The 1,523-nt window shown below is 76.6% G+C and carries 2 protein-coding genes; both read left to right on the forward strand.

Features of this window, described 5'->3' with window-relative positions:
- On the forward strand, positions 1-586 hold a 586-nt coding region (locus tag VI078_05120; protein HEY5998668.1), incomplete at its 5' end, for an HD domain-containing protein.
- A partial coding sequence (locus VI078_05125) for a M48 family metalloprotease (GenBank protein HEY5998669.1) occupies positions 583-1,523 on the forward strand: 941 nt, incomplete at its 3' end. The genes VI078_05120 and VI078_05125, both read left to right, overlap by 4 nt.

Below are 1,523 nucleotides of genomic sequence, written 5' to 3' on the forward strand. Positions count from 1 at the left end.
GCGCGGCAGCCACGGGTTCGACCACGTCGAGCGCGTGCTCGCCCTGGCGCTGCGCCTGGGGGCGGAGAGCGGCGCGGACGCGCGCGTGCTCGCCCTCGCCGCGCTGCTGCACGACGTCGGCCGCGCCGAGGAGGACCGCAGCGCCGGCGCGACCTGCCACGCGGCGGCCGGGGCCGTCATCGCGCGCGAGGTGCTGCGCCGCCATGGCGCTGACGACGCCCTCGTCCGGCGCGTCGCCGACTGCGTGCGGCGCCACCGCTTCCGGGGCGCGGCGCGCCCCGTGAGCCGCGAGGCCAAGCTCCTCTACGACGCGGACAAGCTCGACTCGCTCGGGGCCGTCGGCGTCGGCCGGGCGTTTCTCTTCGCCGGCGAGGTCGGCGCCCGTCTGCACGCCCCCGCGGCGGCCTCGCTGCGCGCGCGCCCCTACGGGCGGGGAGACACGGCCCACCGCGAATGGCTCGTGAAGCTGCGCCACCTGCACGGGCGCATGCTCACGCCGGCCGGCCGGCGCCTGGCCGCCGAGCGCTCCGCGTACATGGCGGCGTTCTTCGAGCGCCTGGCCGCCGAGGCGGCGGGCCGGCGATGAGATCGGACGCGGGCCGCCGCGCCGCGGCCGCAGCCCTCTGCGCGCTCGCGCTGGGGTTCGCGTGCGCGCCGGCGCTGCAGGCCGCCACGGCGGAGACGAAGCCGCAGCCGTCGCCGCAGGAGAAGGACGTGCTGCGCCGCCAGCGGCAGGTCAGCGCCGTCGGCGCCGAGTTCCCGCTCATCTGGGATCCGGAGGTGCTGGGGCAGCTGCAGGCCATCGGCGGGGAGATCGCGGGGGCCATCGGCGCCCAGGAGGAGGGCTTCCGCTACTACATCGTCGACAAGCCGGTCTTCAACGCCTTCACGTCGCCGAACGGCGACATCTTCTTCTTCACCGGCATGCTCGAGGCCGCGCGCAACCGCAGCGAGGTGGCCGGCGTCTTCGCCCACGAGATCGCCCACGTGCAGGCGGGCCACTACGAGCGGCTCTCGCGGCGCGCCTCGCTCGGCACGGTTCCGGCGCTGGCGGCGATCATCCTCTCCGGCGGGAACCCCGCGGTGCTCTTCGGGACCCTCGCCATGCTCGAGTCCTACCAGCTCGCCTTCTCGCGCGAGATGGAGACCGAGGCCGACCGGCTCTCGCTGGTCTACCTGCGGCGGACGCAGTTCGACACCCGCGGGCTCGTCGGCTCGCTGCGCCTGATCGAGCGCGGGGAGCGCCTCGTCCCGGTGGGCGGACCCGAGGGGCTGCGCTCGCACCCGCTGACGCTCAACCGCATCACCGAGCTGCAGAGCGGCCTCGGGCTCGCCCCCGGCGAGGAGTACACGCCGGCGCCCGACCCGGAGTGGGACCGCATCCGCGCGATCCTGCTCGCGATCGACGACCCGCAGGCGGCGCTGCAGGAGTTCGGCACGCGCGCCGGCGCGGCGGGCGCCGGGGCCCTCGACCACGACCTGCTCGGCGTGGTGCACGCGCACCGGGGGGACGCCGCCGCGGC

This window comes from bacterium (assembly GCA_036524115.1).
Taxonomy (GTDB): domain Bacteria; phylum JAUVQV01; class JAUVQV01; order JAUVQV01; family DATDCY01; genus DATDCY01.